The following is a 15,293-nucleotide window of genomic DNA, read 5'->3' as shown; positions in this document are numbered from 1 at the left end:
TCTGATGACAAAAGCTATTATGTCTCAATCTACGCGCCAGACCCGTGCAGGAAGCAGCGGTATTGTGCTGTGGATAAAGAAAAATTTATTTTCAAGCTGGCTGAACGCACTGCTGACGCTCTTCTGCCTGTGGCTGATGTGGGAACTGATTCCACCGCTGCTGAACTGGGCTCTTTTCCAGGCGAACTGGATAGGATCGACGCGCGCAGACTGTACCAAAGCGGGTGCGTGCTGGGTGTTTATTCATGAGCGTTTTGGTCAGTTCATGTATGGCCTCTATCCGCATGAGCAACGCTGGCGCATTAACCTCGCCCTGATTGTCGGACTCCTTTCTATCGCACCGATGTTCTGGAAAAAGCTACCGAGTCGTGGTCGCTATATCGCTTGCTGGGCTGTGGTTTATCCGCTCGTGGTGTGGTGGCTGATGTACGGTGGTTTTTTGGGACTCGATCGCGTGGAAACGCGCCAGTGGGGCGGGTTAGCGCTGACGTTGATCATCGCCTCTGTGGGTATCGCTGGTGCTTTGCCTCTGGGCATATTGCTGGCGCTCGGGCGTCGCTCAAAAATGCCGGTCGTGCGGGTATTGTCAGTGATTTTTATCGAGTTCTGGCGTGGCGTACCGCTGATCACTGTACTGTTCATGTCCTCGGTCATGCTGCCGCTGTTTATGGCGGAAGGCACAAGTATCGATAAGCTGATCCGTGCGCTGGTCGGGGTGATTCTGTTTCAGTCCGCCTACGTCGCCGAAGTAGTGCGTGGCGGCTTGCAGGCTCTGCCAAAAGGGCAATATGAAGCTGCCGAGTCACTGGCGCTGGGATACTGGAAAACACAAGGGCTGGTGATTTTACCGCAGGCACTCAAACTGGTTATTCCGGGTCTGGTGAATACCATCATCGCGCTGTTTAAAGATACCAGCCTCGTTATCATCATCGGCCTGTTCGATCTTTTCAGTAGCGTCCAGCAGGCAACGGTAGACCCCGCCTGGCTCGGTATGTCGACCGAAGGTTATGTATTTGCCGCGTTAGTTTACTGGATTTTCTGTTTTAGCATGTCGCGCTATAGCCAACATCTGGAGAAGCGCTTCCATACCGGGCGTTCAGCGCATTGAGGAAATTATGAGTCAAATTACTATGCAACCTGCCGATGCGATGATTACGCTCGAAGATGTGAATAAATGGTACGGGCAATTTCACGTGCTTAAAGATATTAACCTTAAGGTAAAGCAGGGGGAACGCATCGTTCTGTGCGGCCCTTCCGGCTCAGGGAAATCCACGACTATTCGGTGCATTAATCATCTGGAAGAGCATCAGCAGGGTCGTATCGTAGTGGATGGCATCGAATTAAACGAAGATATTCGTAATATCGAAAAGGTTCGCCAGGAAGTGGGGATGGTATTTCAGCACTTCAACCTTTTCCCGCATCTGACGGTACTGCAGAACTGCACGCTGGCACCGATCTGGGTGCGGAAGATGCCGAAGAAGGAAGCCGAAGCGCTGGCAATGCACTATTTAGAGCGCGTTCGTATTGCTGAGCACGCCCATAAATTCCCGGGGCAAATTTCTGGTGGTCAGCAGCAGCGTGTGGCTATCGCCCGCTCACTCTGTATGAAACCGAAAATTATGCTCTTTGATGAACCAACCTCTGCGCTTGACCCTGAGATGGTGAAAGAAGTGCTGGATACCATGATTGGTCTGGCTGAATCGGGAATGACAATGCTGTGCGTTACTCACGAAATGGGCTTTGCACGTACCGTTGCTGACCGGGTGATCTTTATGGATCGTGGTGAAATCGTTGAACAGGCGCCGCCGCAGGAGTTTTTCGCTAATCCTAAGTCTGAACGCACCCGTGCTTTTCTGTCTCAGGTTATCCACTGATACTTGTTATAGAAATGCAAAAGGCCATCCCTGCGGATGGCCTTTTTTATTGATTCAGTTCCCGTAGGTTGTACTGGAAAAGAAGCTGCAAACGCGCTGATAAATCTATATCAAAAACAAAAGGCCCAGTCTTTCGACTGAGCCTTTTGTTTTAATTGATGTCTGGCAGTTCCCTACTCTCACATGGGGAGACCCCACACTACCATCGGCGCTACGGCGTTTCACTTCTGAGTTCGGCATGGGGTCAGGTGGGACCACCGCGCTAAAGCCGCCAGACAAATTCTTTCTAAGCGCCGAACTTTAACCTTAAAACTGGTGCTGATACCCAGAGTCGAACTGGGGACCTCACCCTTACCAAGGGTGCGCTCTACCAACTGAGCCATATCAGCACGCTTAATTTGATGCCTGGCAGTTCCCTACTCTCACATGGGGAGACCCCACACTACCATCGGCGCTACGGCGTTTCACTTCTGAGTTCGGCATGGGGTCAGGTGGGACCACCGCGCTAAAGCCGCCAGGCAAATTCTTTGTGCTCGGTACGCAATTTTTTATCGCATCAGCCGCGTTGGCTGCATTCGCGAACGTCAGTCACATACTCATGTATGCTCCTTCCGTCGCTTCATTTGCCGCCTTGCTGCTGCGCAAATTATTGCGTACTTAACGCTGAATCAATGCTGAAAATCTTCTCAAATCCGCCAAAACATCTTCGGCGTTGTAAGGTTAAGCCTCACGGTTCATTAGTACCGGTTAGCTCAACGCATCGCTGCGCTTACACACCCGGCCTATCAACGTCATCGTCTTTAACGTTCCTTTAGTGGACTTAAAGTCCAAGGGAGAACTCATCTCGGGGCAAGTTTCGTGCTTAGATGCTTTCAGCACTTATCTCTTCCGCATGTAGCTACCGGGCAATGCCATTGGCATGACAACCCGAACACCAGTGATGCGTCCACTCCGGTCCTCTCGTACTAGGAGCAGCCCCCCTCAATTCTCCAGCGCCCACGGCAGATAGGGACCGAACTGTCTCACGACGTTCTAAACCCAGCTCGCGTACCACTTTAAATGGCGAACAGCCATACCCTTGGGACCTACTTCAGCCCCAGGATGTGATGAGCCGACATCGAGGTGCCAAACACCGCCGTCGATATGAACTCTTGGGCGGTATCAGCCTGTTATCCCCGGAGTACCTTTTATCCGTTGAGCGATGGCCCTTCCATTCAGAACCACCGGATCACTATGACCTGCTTTCGCACCTGCTCGCGCCGTCACGCTCGCAGTCAAGCTGGCTTATGCCATTGCACTAACCTCCTGATGTCCGACCAGGATTAGCCAACCTTCGTGCTCCTCCGTTACTCTTTGGGAGGAGACCGCCCCAGTCAAACTACCCACCAGACACTGTCCGCAACCCGGATCACGGGTCCACGTTAGAACATCAAACATTAAAGGGTGGTATTTCAAGGTTGGCTCCACGCAGACTGGCGTCCACGCTTCAAAGCCTCCCACCTATCCTACACATCAAGGCTCAATGTTCAGTGTCAAGCTATAGTAAAGGTTCACGGGGTCTTTCCGTCTTGCCGCGGGTACACTGCATCTTCACAGCGAGTTCAATTTCACTGAGTCTCGGGTGGAGACAGCCTGGCCATCATTACGCCATTCGTGCAGGTCGGAACTTACCCGACAAGGAATTTCGCTACCTTAGGACCGTTATAGTTACGGCCGCCGTTTACCGGGGCTTCGATCAAGAGCTTCTCCTTACGGATAACCCCATCAATTAACCTTCCGGCACCGGGCAGGCGTCACACCGTATACGTCCACTTTCGTGTTTGCACAGTGCTGTGTTTTTAATAAACAGTTGCAGCCAGCTGGTATCTTCGACTGATTTCAGCTCCACCCGCAGGGGCTTCACCTACATATCAGCGTGCCTTCTCCCGAAGTTACGGCACCATTTTGCCTAGTTCCTTCACCCGAGTTCTCTCAAGCGCCTTGGTATTCTCTACCTGACCACCTGTGTCGGTTTGGGGTACGATTTGATGTTACCTGATGCTTAGAGGCTTTTCCTGGAAGCAGGGCATTTGTTACTTCATCACCGTAGTGACTCGTCATCACACCTCAGCCTTGATTATCCGGATTTGCCTGGATAACCAGCCTACATGCTTAAACCGGGACAACCGTCGCCCGGCTAACATAGCCTTCTCCGTCCCCCCTTCGCAGTAACACCAAGTACAGGAATATTAACCTGTTTCCCATCGACTACGCCTTTCGGCCTCGCCTTAGGGGTCGACTCACCCTGCCCCGATTAACGTTGGACAGGAACCCTTGGTCTTCCGGCGAGCGGGCTTTTCACCCGCTTTATCGTTACTTATGTCAGCATTCGCACTTCTGATACCTCCAGCATGCCTCACAGCACACCTTCGCAGGCTTACAGAACGCTCCCCTACCCAACAACACATAGTGTCGCTGCCGCAGCTTCGGTGCATGGTTAGCCCCGTTACATCTTCCGCGCAGGCCGACTCGACCAGTGAGCTATTACGCTTTCTTTAAATGATGGCTGCTTCTAAGCCAACATCCTGGCTGTCTGTGCCTTCCCACATCGTTTCCCACTTAACCATGACTTTGGGACCTTAGCTGGCGGTCTGGGTTGTTTCCCTCTTCACGACGGACGTTAGCACCCGCCGTGTGTCTCCCGTGATAACATTCTCCGGTATTCGTAGTTTGCATCGGGTTGGTAAGCCGGGATGGCCCCCTAGCCGAAACAGTGCTCTACCCCGGAGATGAATTCACGAGGCGCTACCTAAATAGCTTTCGGGGAGAACCAGCTATCTCCCGGTTTGATTGGCCTTTCACCCCCAGCCACAAGTCATCCGCTAATTTTTCAACATTAGTCGGTTCGGTCCTCCAGTTAGTGTTACCCAACCTTCAACCTGCCCATGGCTAGATCACCGGGTTTCGGGTCTATACCCTGCAACTTAACGCCCAGTTAAGACTCGGTTTCCCTTCGGCTCCCCTATTCGGTTAACCTTGCTACAGAATATAAGTCGCTGACCCATTATACAAAAGGTACGCAGTCACCCCATTAAAGAGGCTCCCACTGCTTGTACGTACACGGTTTCAGGTTCTTTTTCACTCCCCTCGCCGGGGTTCTTTTCGCCTTTCCCTCACGGTACTGGTTCACTATCGGTCAGTCAGGAGTATTTAGCCTTGGAGGATGGTCCCCCCATATTCAGACAGGATACCACGTGTCCCGCCCTACTCATCGAGCTCACAGCCTGTGTGCTTTCGTGTACGGGGCTGTCACCCTGTATCGCGCGACTTTCCAGACGCTTCCACTAACACACAAGCTGATTCAGGCTCTGGGCTGCTCCCCGTTCGCTCGCCGCTACTGGGGGAATCTCGGTTGATTTCTTTTCCTCGGGGTACTTAGATGTTTCAGTTCCCCCGGTTCGCCTCGTTTGACTATGTATTCATCAAACGATAGTGCAACGGATTGCACTGGGTTTCCCCATTCGGACATCGCCGGGTCAAAGGTTCATATCACCTCGCCGGCGCTTTTCGCAGATTAGCACGTCCTTCATCGCCTCTGACTGCCAGGGCATCCACCGTGTACGCTTAGTCGCTTAACCTCACAACCCGAAGATGTCTTGTTCTGTCCGGTTTGTTGCGCGTTGTGAATACTGCGTTGTTCCGTACTCGCGATGCTCATGGACATTAAGTCCACTCCGCTCGCTGCGTGCGGTACGCCTTGTCTTCACGTCGCTCACGTCACCTTTTACAGTGTCATCTTCTGATTGCGATAATTTGAGAGACTCGAACACACCGTCATCTGTTCTTATTACGGAGAACAGACACTGTGTGTCGTTTCAATTTTCAGCTTGATCCAGATTTTTAAAGAGCAAATATCTCAAACATGACTCGGAAGTCAGTTTTGAGATATCGGTGGCAACGCCTTTCACACATTACCGCGCAAGTGGCGTCCCCTAGGGGATTCGAACCCCTGTTACCGCCGTGAAAGGGCGGTGTCCTGGGCCTCTAGACGAAGGGGACACTTAAGTCTCACTCGCAAGACGCCTTGCTTTTTACTTTTCATCAGACAATCTGTGTGAGCACTACAAAGGCAGGTTCTTTAAGGTAAGGAGGTGATCCAACCGCAGGTTCCCCTACGGTTACCTTGTTACGACTTCACCCCAGTCATGAATCACAAAGTGGTAAGCGCCCTCCCGAAGGTTAAGCTACCTACTTCTTTTGCAACCCACTCCCATGGTGTGACGGGCGGTGTGTACAAGGCCCGGGAACGTATTCACCGTGGCATTCTGATCCACGATTACTAGCGATTCCGACTTCATGGAGTCGAGTTGCAGACTCCAATCCGGACTACGACATACTTTATGAGGTCCGCTTGCTCTCGCGAGGTCGCTTCTCTTTGTATATGCCATTGTAGCACGTGTGTAGCCCTGGTCGTAAGGGCCATGATGACTTGACGTCATCCCCACCTTCCTCCAGTTTATCACTGGCAGTCTCCTTTGAGTTCCCGGCCTAACCGCTGGCAACAAAGGATAAGGGTTGCGCTCGTTGCGGGACTTAACCCAACATTTCACAACACGAGCTGACGACAGCCATGCAGCACCTGTCTCACGGTTCCCGAAGGCACCAAGGCATCTCTGCCGAATTCCGTGGATGTCAAGACCAGGTAAGGTTCTTCGCGTTGCATCGAATTAAACCACATGCTCCACCGCTTGTGCGGGCCCCCGTCAATTCATTTGAGTTTTAACCTTGCGGCCGTACTCCCCAGGCGGTCGACTTAACGCGTTAGCTCCGGAAGCCACGCCTCAAGGGCACAACCTCCAAGTCGACATCGTTTACGGCGTGGACTACCAGGGTATCTAATCCTGTTTGCTCCCCACGCTTTCGCACCTGAGCGTCAGTCTTTGTCCAGGGGGCCGCCTTCGCCACCGGTATTCCTCCAGATCTCTACGCATTTCACCGCTACACCTGGAATTCTACCCCCCTCTACAAGACTCAAGCCTGCCAGTTTCGAATGCAGTTCCCAGGTTGAGCCCGGGGATTTCACATCCGACTTGACAGACCGCCTGCGTGCGCTTTACGCCCAGTAATTCCGATTAACGCTTGCACCCTCCGTATTACCGCGGCTGCTGGCACGGAGTTAGCCGGTGCTTCTTCTGCGGGTAACGTCAATCAACACGGTTATTAACCGTACTGCCTTCCTCCCCGCTGAAAGTACTTTACAACCCGAAGGCCTTCTTCATACACGCGGCATGGCTGCATCAGGCTTGCGCCCATTGTGCAATATTCCCCACTGCTGCCTCCCGTAGGAGTCTGGACCGTGTCTCAGTTCCAGTGTGGCTGGTCATCCTCTCAGACCAGCTAGGGATCGTCGCCTTGGTGAGCCATTACCTCACCAACAAGCTAATCCCATCTGGGCACATCCGATGGCAAGAGGCCCGAAGGTCCCCCTCTTTGGTCTTGCGACATTATGCGGTATTAGCTACCGTTTCCAGTAGTTATCCCCCTCCATCGGGCAGTTTCCCAGACATTACTCACCCGTCCGCCACTCGTCACCCAAGGAGCAAGCTCCTCTGTGCTACCGTTCGACTTGCATGTGTTAGGCCTGCCGCCAGCGTTCAATCTGAGCCATGATCAAACTCTTCAATTTAAAAGTTTGATGCTCAATGAATTAAACTTCGTAATGAATTACGTGTTCACTCGTTGAGACTTGGTATTCATTTAGTGTCCGAAGACATTAAGAATCCATGTCACTTTGAGTGCCCACACAGATTGTCTGATAAATTGTTAAAGAGCAGTGCAACGCGGCTTTCGCTCACCGTTGCGAGGTGGCGTATATTACGCTTTCCTCTTTCAGAGTCAACCCGTTATTTCAGGATTTTTCTCTTCGTTGTTCCGACCATCTCGTGAAGTGTTTCACATTGTCGTCTCAACGGAGGCGCATTATAGGGATCCCATTTTTTTGCACAAGCCTTTTTTCGATCTTTTTTACTGATTGTTGTTTTTTCGCCCTTTTCGCTGAGATCCCGTACGATCTGCTCGAATTATGACAAGTAAAAGGCTTGCACAAGGCCGTTATTGCCACCAAAGTCTACTCCACAACCTGTTTTTGATGAGGTAGCTATGTCCGCAGTTTTACGTCCTTATAGAAATTTGTATCCTCAAGTCGGTGAAAAAGTGATGGTCGATGCCACCAGCGTCGTGATCGGCGATGTACGTATTGCTGATGATGTCGGTATCTGGCCACTGGTCGTTATCCGCGGTGATGTCAACTATGTAGAGATAGGGGCACGCAGTAATATCCAGGACGGTAGCGTATTACACGTTACGCATAAGTCTTCTTATAACCCAGAAGGTAACCCGCTAATCATTGGCGAAGATGTGACGGTGGGACATAAAGTCATGCTGCATGGCTGCATTATCGGTAACCGCGTTCTGGTCGGAATGGGGTCCATTTTATTAGATGGCGCGGTTATAGAGGATGACGTGATGATTGGCGCGGGCAGCCTGGTTCCGCAAAATAAACGCCTCGAGAGCGGTTACCTTTACCTTGGCAGCCCGGTGAAACAGATCCGTCCGCTAAAAGAAGAAGAGATCGCAGGGTTAAAATACTCAGCGAACAACTACGTGAAATGGAAAGATGAGTATCTGGCTCAGGATAACCAGATATAACCCCGCGCGTCTTCCTGCTGCTCACGGATCAACTGTTCGGCCTCATCTTCCAGATCCCAGCGGTTTTCCCGGAACAACGCCAGCCACCGCGCTGGCGAATCGCCCCCAAAACGTTCCGCCAGAACCTCAGCACGCATTATGCAGGTAAGTTGTAAGCCGTTAACCAGGGCAGGAAAACAGACCGCCTGCTGTGCATCATTCCACTCTTCCCTGTCGGGAAATTGGATAGCCTGGTTCATTCCGCCAGTTCCCTCTGGAGCTGTTTAATAACAGATTCGATATCTGGCAATACGCCATGCCATAACAGCACGGAATGCGCGGCTTGCCCCACCAACATCCCTAAACCATCGGCGCATCGCTGCGCCCCATTTTGCTGGCACCACGCAAGGAAAGGTGTGCTGCCTTTTTGATAGAACATGTCGTAGCAAAAAAGCTCTGCATGGATGAGAGATTCGGGTAACTCGGGCACGCCTCCATCAATACCACTGGAGGTAGCATTAATGATGAGGTCGAATTCATGGCCTGCCAGCTCGGATAACGCAAGCGCATTCACACTGCCGGTATGAGCAAACAGCGTTGCCAGTTCTTGTGCGCGAGCCAACGTCCGGTTGGTTATTGTCACTGCGCAATCCAGCGAAAGCAGCGGGAGCAGTACGCCTCGTGCAGCGCCACCCGCACCAATTAGCAGGATGCGAAAGCCGGGCTTGATAAATGACAAGCGCTCCAGATCGCTCAACAACCCGATCCCGTCAGTGTTGTCACCCAGCAAACGCCCATCATCAAGACGCTTTAATGTATTTACCGCCCCCGCAAGCGCGGCGCGTTCGGTAAGTTCATCTGCCCGACTGAAGGCTTCTTCTTTAAAAGGCACGGTAATATTGGCGCCTTTTCCTCCCGCAATAAAGAAAGCCTCAAGCGTATTGACGAAATCATCCACTGGCGCCAGTACGCGACCATAAGGATGCTCAATCTTTAACTGAGTCGCAAATTGCGCGTGAATAAACGGCGATTTGCTGTGTGCGACGGGGTTACCAAATACAGCGTAGGATTCCATAGCGTTAACCTTGACGAAATAGTTCACCGGTAAGGGCGTCGCGAATTTCAGAAGGATTCTGGCGGCCACCCGTTTTCCCTTCCACGACCGGGAAGTCGGCACCAAATTGCTGGCGTACTTCGTCATCCGTTCTGCAAGGAGGTAAACCGGTCAAGTTTGCACTGGTTGATACCAGTGGTTTGCCGTACGCCTCGCACAGCGCGATAACCAGCGGGTGATCGGTAACGCGCACAGCCAAAGAATCGAAACGCCCGGTCAGCCAGCGCGGCGTGGTAGCTTTGGCAGGAAAGACGAATGTTACCGGTCCTGGCCAGCAGGCGAAAACAGCCTGCCGCTGGGCTTCACTCAGCATGCTGTCGTCTATATAGGGCTTTAGCTGCTCGAAACTGGCAGCGATCAAGATCAGTCCTTTCTCGACCGGGCGCTGTTTCAACTCAAGCAGACGATTTACGGCAATCTCGCTGTCCGGGTCACACCCAACACCGAAAACCGCTTCTGTAGGATATGCGATGACTTTATTATTTTTCAGGACCGCCACCGCAGCAGCGATGGGATCCAAATGCAGGTTATTCTTCACGAGTCTGTTCCGCCGTTACCGGCTTTCCACATTGTTTACTGGCGCAGAAACATCTGATGCCTTGCGCCGTTTTTTTCTCAATCAGTAGCGGGTAGTGGCATGTTGGACACTCCCCTGCCACGGGTTTGAAATTGATGACGAACTGACAATCGGGATAACGATCGCAGGAATGGAAGGTTTTGCCAAATCGCGACCGTCGCTGGATCAAGTGCCCGATCTGACACTGTGGACACGTGATCGCGGTGTCATCGGGTTTGTCGATTTGTTCGGTATGTTCACACTCAGGATAGTGGCTACAGCCAATGAACATCCCAAACCGCCCCTGTCGCAGTACCAGTACGGCACCACATACGGGACAGTCTTGTCCTTCCAGAATTTTGACGACGTGTCCATCCGCCTGACTTTTCAGCGGACGAACATAATCGCATTCCGGATAATGAGAACATCCGAGAAACGGACCATGCTTGCCGGAACGAATAACGAGTTCAGCCCCGCACTGTGGGCAGGGCTCGTTGTTACGCACCGTAAACAGTGCTGATTTGGCCATAAGGACTCTGGAAGCTGCAAAAAATGATTAATGCAGCATACCTTCATTCACTTCAAAGAGTAATTCTTCCATTTGCTGGTAGGCGTTTTCACACCCTGGAATGTTAAACAGAACCATCAGAATGACCCATTTAAGGTCCTCCAGTTCGAATTCTGCCGTATCCAGCGCCAGCACACGTTCAATCACCATTTCACGTGTTTCGAGGTTTAGCACCTGAATCTGCTCCAGGAATAATAAGAATCCCCGGCAACTGGCATCCAGCCGTTCACACTCTTCTGGCGTATAAATACGCACGGAGAGCGGGTCAGAAGCGAGCTGCATCGGTTCGGCAAGGCCTTCCTGATAATCAGCCAGCTTTTCAAGCCACAGAAGCGCGTTATAGATATCTTCACGATCAAAACCAGCGTCGGTAAGGTCCCGTTCCAGTTTGTCCTGATCCACCCGCATTTCAGCTTCGTTATGGATGTAAGTCTCAAACAAATACATTAGTACGTCGAACATGGCTTGCCCTCCTTAATCGGACATAGCCGCCGGGTACAGCTGCGATCCACCCTGCTAACTCCAGTTCAAGTAGCTGAGCCACAGTTACTGGCACAGGTTGGCCGGCACGTTCAGCGACGACGTCAACAGGTGTTACCTCATCTCCTACGTTAGCCAGGAGCTCGGGAAATGGCAATGCCACCTCTTCTTGATCTGGCGAATAAATTGAATTTTCGTTACCTGGCTGCAACCAATGTAGCCCGTATTGCAAATTTTCCAGAATCTCTTCTGGCGAGACAACCAGGAGCGCGCCCTGCTGTATCAACCAGTGCGGCCCCTCACTACCGGGATTTCCTACCGGGCCGGGGATCGCAAAAACTTCACGCCCCTGTTCCACCGCACAGCGCGCAGTCACTAATGAACCGCTGCGTAAAGCAGCTTCGATAACCAGCGCCCCACGACTAAGCCCACTAATGATGCGATTACGTCGAGGGAAATTGCCCGGATTAGGTGTAGTCTTGAGGGAAAATTCGGAGACGAGCGCCCCACCATTGGCAACGATGTCAGCAGCCAGGGAGATATGACGCCGTGGATACACGGTAAAAAGGCCATGCCCCAACACACCAATGGTTTTACCCTGCGCGTTAAGCGCTGCGCGATGCGCAACACTGTCGATCCCAAGCGCCAGTCCACTGGTAATGGTTAAACCGCTCCGTGCCAGAGCTTCACAAAACTGAGTCCCCCAACGCTCGCCGTACCATGAATGCGCTCGACTGCCAACGACAGCAATCTGCTGGCTCGTCAGTACATCTGGCTCCCCTATAATAAAAAGCGCACCAGGATAATCAGCAATCGCCCGTAACTGCTGAGGATATTGCTTCTCGCAGGCCAGAATAAGATGATGCTGTGGCTGCTCAAGCCATCGCAAACTCTCTTCAATTTCCCGCGAGCTCATGGCCAGAAACCGTCTGGCCTGTTTTGCCGTCAGGCCGCTTGAGGTTAACGTCTCAGCATCAATCACAGCGCTATTTGCCAGGCTTTGCGCTGCCCTGAGCATCCCCTCACCGAACAGATCGCCTGTATATATCAGGCGCAACCATATTTCTGTAGAAGTCATCTGCATCCCTGCCATAAATAGCTCGCCCAATCCTTGCGATTGGTCACCGATGCTGTCAATCGGAGGGGGATTTGTCTAGAATAGAGGGAATAATCTTTCTTACTCCTGAACACGACTCTGGATATTTATGGCAGTTTTGCAAGTGTTACATATTCCGGACGAGCGTCTTCGCAAAGTCGCCGCGCCGGTAAAAGAAGTTAATGCAGAAATTCAGCGTATCGTCGACGATATGTTTGAGACGATGTACGCCGAAGAAGGTATCGGTCTGGCTGCAACCCAGGTAGATATTCATCAACGTATTATCGTTATTGATGTCTCTGAAAACCGCGATGAGCAACTGGTGTTAATTAACCCGGAACTGCTGGAAAAAAGCGGCGAGACGGGAATTGAAGAGGGTTGCCTCTCTATTCCAGAGCAACGTGCGCTTGTTCCGCGTGCCGAAAAAGTGAAAATCCGCGCGCTGAACCGCGAAGGTCAAACCTATGAGCTGGAAGCGGATGGCCTGTTGGCTATTTGCATTCAGCATGAGATGGATCATCTGGTCGGAAAATTGTTTATCGACTATTTGTCACCACTCAAGCAACAACGTATTCGTCAGAAAGTTGAAAAACTTGATCGCATGAAAGCGCGAGCTTAAGGATAAGAATCCACGTGTCAGATTCACTACGCATTATATTTGCCGGCACACCTGATTTTGCAGCGCGTCACCTCGACGCGCTGCTCTCTTCTGAGCATCAGATCGTTGGCGTATTCACTCAGCCTGATCGTCCTGCCGGACGCGGCAAAAAATTGATGCCGAGCCCTGTCAAAGTACTGGCTGAAGAGAAAGGGATTCCGGTATTTCAGCCAGTGTCTCTTCGTCCACAGGAAAATCAACAGCTCGTTGCCGATTTGCAGGCGGATGTCATGGTGGTTGTCGCCTACGGCCTCATCCTGCCGAAAGCTGTTCTGGAAATGCCTCGTCTCGGCTGCCTGAACGTACACGGTTCTTTGCTCCCACGCTGGCGTGGTGCGGCACCGATCCAACGTTCCCTCTGGGCGGGTGATACGGAAACTGGCGTCACTATCATGCAAATGGATGTCGGGCTGGACACGGGAGATATGCTTTATAAACTCTCCTGCCCAATCACTGCCGAAGACACCAGTGCGACACTCTACGATAAGCTGGCACAACTTGGCCCGCAGGGTTTGCTCGCAACGCTGACGCAAATTGCAACCGGTACGGCAACGCCCGAGATTCAGGACGAAACGCAGGTTACCTATGCTGAAAAACTCAGCAAAGAAGAAGCGCTTCTTGACTGGTCTTTGCCTGCTGAACAGCTTGAGCGTTGTATTCGAGCCTTCAATCCCTGGCCAATGAGCTATTTCGTCATTGAGGATCAGCCCGTTAAGGTCTGGAAGGCGTCGGTGATAAATAGCCAGGCTAAAGCCGAACCCGGCACCATTATTGAAGCTAATAAGCAAGGTATTCAGATTGCAACGGCTGAGGGCATTTTGAATCTTGAATCGCTCCAACCCGCCGGTAAAAAAGCGATGAATGCCCAGGATTTACTAAACTCCCGGCGGGAGTGGTTTACGCCGGGCAATCGTCTGGTCTGACAATTATCTTTAAGCCCGGTACTACCGGGCGTTTTTATTTTCGTGGCTATGAAAAAAAATATTAATTTACGCAGCATGGCGGCACAGGCTATCGAGCAGGTCGTTGAACAAGGGCAATCCCTGAGTAATGTTCTTCCGCCGCTACAGCAAAAAGTCTCCGATAAAGACAAAGCACTGTTGCAGGAGCTCTGCTTTGGTGCACTACGAACGTTCCCGCAACTGGACTGGCTCATCAACAAGCTGATGTCCCGTCCAATGACGGGTAAACAGCGTACTGTGCATTATCTTATTATGATTGGCCTTTATCAGCTGCTGCATACCCGTATTCCGGCTCACGCCGCGCTGGCAGAGACCGTTGAAGGTGCCGTTGCTATCAAGCGTCCACAGCTTAAGGGCTTGATTAATGGTGTACTGCGTCAGTTCCAACGCCAGCAAGAAGCCTTACAGGATGAGTTTGAACAGAGCGAACAACGCTTCCTGCAACCAACGTGGTTGCTAAAACGTCTGCAAAAAGCGTATCCGCAACAGTGGCAACATATTGTCGAAGCCAATAATCTGCGTCCACCTATGTGGTTGCGCGTCAATCGTAACCATCACTCGCGCGATGCCTGGCTGGCACTGCTGGCTGAAAGCGGAATGGAAGGATTCCCACATCCGGATTATCCCGATGCTGTACGCATGGCATCCGCGGTTCCTGTAAGCGCATTACCCGGTTTTGATGAGGGCTGGGTCACTGTCCAGGATGCGTCCGCACAGGGCTGCATAAGCTTCCTTGAACCGCAAAATGGTGAACGCATCCTGGATTTGTGTGCCGCCCCAGGCGGTAAAACCACACATATCCTTGAAGCCGCTCCGCAATCCCGCGTTCTGGCTGTCGACATTGACGAGCAACGTCTTTCCCGCGTCTATGACAACCTCAAACGCCTGGGAATGAAGGCTGAGGTGAAGCAAGGAGATGGACGTCACCCTGCACAATGGTGCGGCGATGAGAAATTCGACCGTATTTTGCTGGATGCGCCCTGCTCAGCGACGGGGGTTATTCGTCGCCATCCGGATATCAAATGGTTGCGCCGGGATCGTGACATCAGCGAACTTGTGCAATTACAGGCTGAGATTCTTGATGCTGTCTGGCCACATCTTAAACCTGGCGGGACGCTGGTGTATGCCACATGCTCAGTTTTGCCGGAAGAGAACAGCCAGCAAATTGCCGCATTCCTGTCACGTACGCCGGATGCTCGCTTAAACGTAACGGGAACACCAGAACGGCCAGGTCAGCAGAATCTGCCTGGAGCCGAAGAGGGTGACGGCTTCTTTTACGCTAAGCTTTCCAAACAATAAGTAGGATAACGGGTCGCAGC

Annotated in this window: 12 protein-coding genes, 2 tRNA genes and 4 rRNA genes; 6 read left to right on the top strand and 12 right to left on the bottom strand. The window is 52.0% G+C overall.

From position 1 onward, the window contains the following. The first annotated feature begins 4 nt into the window (after positions 1-4). Positions 5-1,108 (top strand): amino acid ABC transporter permease, encoded by a 1,104-nt coding sequence (locus ACS0RQ_RS02520; protein WP_271851956.1) that lies wholly within the window; start codon positions 5-7, stop codon positions 1,106-1,108. Between the two features lie 7 nt (positions 1,109-1,115). Continuing rightward, the gene (locus tag ACS0RQ_RS02515; protein ID WP_039077391.1) at positions 1,116-1,874 is read left to right on the top strand and encodes an amino acid ABC transporter ATP-binding protein; all 759 of its coding nucleotides are present in this window, start codon (positions 1,116-1,118) and stop codon (positions 1,872-1,874) included. 160 nt (positions 1,875-2,034) lie between these two features. Here ACS0RQ_RS02515 and rrf (ACS0RQ_RS02510) read toward each other — a convergent pair. The 6 genes from rrf (ACS0RQ_RS02510) to ACS0RQ_RS02485 all read right to left on the bottom strand — a co-directional run bounded on the left by rrf (ACS0RQ_RS02510) (position 2,035) and on the right by ACS0RQ_RS02485 (position 7,539). Beyond that, positions 2,035-2,150, bottom strand: a 5S ribosomal RNA gene (rrf, locus tag ACS0RQ_RS02510). A 37-nt stretch (positions 2,151-2,187) separates the two neighbouring features. Next, a tRNA-Thr gene (locus tag ACS0RQ_RS02505) sits at positions 2,188-2,263 on the bottom strand. Between the two features lie 14 nt (positions 2,264-2,277). Further along, positions 2,278-2,393 (bottom strand): 5S ribosomal RNA (gene rrf / locus ACS0RQ_RS02500). A 197-nt stretch (positions 2,394-2,590) separates the two neighbouring features. Next, a 23S ribosomal RNA gene (locus ACS0RQ_RS02495) occupies positions 2,591-5,491 on the bottom strand. Positions 5,492-5,836: 345 nt separating this feature from the next. Then, positions 5,837-5,912 (bottom strand) — tRNA-Glu (locus ACS0RQ_RS02490). A gap of 85 nt (positions 5,913-5,997) precedes the next feature. Then, positions 5,998-7,539 (bottom strand): 16S ribosomal RNA (locus ACS0RQ_RS02485). The 16S, 23S and 5S rRNA genes sit together here with 2 tRNA genes alongside, the layout of an rRNA operon. Before the next feature lie 473 nt (positions 7,540-8,012). On the opposite strand from ACS0RQ_RS02485, the gene ACS0RQ_RS02480 reads away from it, so the two are divergent. Beyond that, on the top strand, positions 8,013-8,561 hold the full coding sequence (locus ACS0RQ_RS02480) for a gamma carbonic anhydrase family protein (RefSeq protein ID WP_039076835.1): 549 nt from the start codon (positions 8,013-8,015) through the stop codon (positions 8,559-8,561). Here ACS0RQ_RS02480 and ACS0RQ_RS02475 read toward each other — a convergent pair. The 6 genes from ACS0RQ_RS02475 to dprA are packed head-to-tail and all read right to left on the bottom strand — an operon-like array spanning position 8,543 to position 12,336. Further along, positions 8,543-8,800 carry a DUF1488 family protein gene (locus tag ACS0RQ_RS02475; protein ID WP_271851077.1) on the bottom strand — a complete coding sequence of 86 codons (258 nt, stop codon included), beginning with the start codon at positions 8,798-8,800 and terminating at the stop codon, positions 8,543-8,545. The genes ACS0RQ_RS02480 and ACS0RQ_RS02475 overlap by 19 nt on opposite strands. Beyond that, positions 8,797-9,615, bottom strand: a complete 819-nt coding sequence (gene aroE / locus ACS0RQ_RS02470; protein ID WP_271851078.1) for a shikimate dehydrogenase — start codon at positions 9,613-9,615, stop codon at positions 8,797-8,799. Before aroE ends, ACS0RQ_RS02475 begins: the two co-directional genes overlap by 4 nt. A gap of 4 nt (positions 9,616-9,619) precedes the next feature. Next, positions 9,620-10,192 carry an L-threonylcarbamoyladenylate synthase type 1 TsaC gene (gene tsaC / locus ACS0RQ_RS02465; RefSeq protein ID WP_271851079.1) on the bottom strand — a complete coding sequence of 191 codons (573 nt, stop codon included), beginning with the start codon at positions 10,190-10,192 and terminating at the stop codon, positions 9,620-9,622. Further along, positions 10,182-10,739 carry a DNA topoisomerase family protein gene (locus ACS0RQ_RS02460; RefSeq protein WP_271851080.1) on the bottom strand — a complete coding sequence of 186 codons (558 nt, stop codon included), beginning with the start codon at positions 10,737-10,739 and terminating at the stop codon, positions 10,182-10,184. Before ACS0RQ_RS02460 ends, tsaC begins: the two co-directional genes overlap by 11 nt. 27 nt (positions 10,740-10,766) lie before the next feature. Beyond that, positions 10,767-11,240 (bottom strand): DUF494 family protein Smg, encoded by a 474-nt coding sequence (gene smg / locus ACS0RQ_RS02455; protein WP_039076830.1) that lies wholly within the window; start codon positions 11,238-11,240, stop codon positions 10,767-10,769. Further along, positions 11,212-12,336, bottom strand: coding sequence for a DNA-protecting protein DprA (gene dprA / locus ACS0RQ_RS02450; protein ID WP_271851081.1), 1,125 nt, complete (start codon positions 12,334-12,336; stop codon positions 11,212-11,214). Before dprA ends, smg begins: the two co-directional genes overlap by 29 nt. A 127-nt stretch (positions 12,337-12,463) precedes the next feature. Here dprA and def point away from each other — a divergent pair, with 127 nt between their 5' ends. From def to rsmB, 3 genes are read left to right on the top strand one after another with little or no spacing between them, the layout of a single operon-like run. Then, positions 12,464-12,973, top strand: coding sequence for a peptide deformylase (def, locus tag ACS0RQ_RS02445; RefSeq protein ID WP_039076828.1), 510 nt, complete (start codon positions 12,464-12,466; stop codon positions 12,971-12,973). 14 nt (positions 12,974-12,987) lie between these two features. Then, positions 12,988-13,935 (top strand): methionyl-tRNA formyltransferase, encoded by a 948-nt coding sequence (gene fmt / locus ACS0RQ_RS02440; RefSeq protein WP_271851082.1) that lies wholly within the window; start codon positions 12,988-12,990, stop codon positions 13,933-13,935. Positions 13,936-13,983: 48 nt separating this feature from the next. Next, positions 13,984-15,273 carry a 16S rRNA (cytosine(967)-C(5))-methyltransferase RsmB gene (gene rsmB / locus ACS0RQ_RS02435; RefSeq protein ID WP_271851110.1) on the top strand — a complete coding sequence of 430 codons (1,290 nt, stop codon included), beginning with the start codon at positions 13,984-13,986 and terminating at the stop codon, positions 15,271-15,273. Positions 15,274-15,293 lie beyond the last annotated feature (20 nt).

The sequence above is a fragment of the Phytobacter diazotrophicus genome (assembly GCF_052061655.1).
GTDB lineage: Bacteria > Pseudomonadota > Gammaproteobacteria > Enterobacterales > Enterobacteriaceae > Phytobacter > Phytobacter diazotrophicus.
This window is presented reverse-complemented; position numbering and strand designations above follow the sequence as displayed.